Here is a 246-nt window from a genome sequence, read left to right as displayed (position 1 = left end):
GCCGACGAGATCACCCGTGCGCTTAAAGCGACTCTGGATATTATTAGCGAGCAAGAGGTGGAGCTAGAGCACTTTGATGTCACTTTACTTCGTGTGTTGGTGGTTGATGACAGTCGCTTTGCACGAAAACATATAATACGAGTGCTAGCGGGAATGGGTATTCCTGAACCTGTAGAGGCTGAAGACGGTAAACAAGCGATTGAAATGCTTAATAATCAATCATTCGATTTAATTGTTACAGATTAC

Annotated in this window: 1 protein-coding gene; it reads left to right on the top strand. The window is 43.5% G+C overall.

Translation table 11 applies throughout. From position 1 onward, the window contains the following. On the top strand, nt 1-246 hold a 246-nt coding region (locus SB751_RS34050; RefSeq protein ID WP_410749504.1), incomplete at both ends, for a response regulator.

The organism is Cupriavidus sp. SIMBA_020 (assembly GCF_046535395.1).
In the GTDB taxonomy this organism is placed as follows: domain Bacteria; phylum Pseudomonadota; class Gammaproteobacteria; order Burkholderiales; family Burkholderiaceae; genus Cupriavidus; species Cupriavidus campinensis.
The sequence above is the reverse complement of the archived record's forward strand: the minus strand, read 5'-3'. Positions and strand labels throughout refer to the sequence as shown.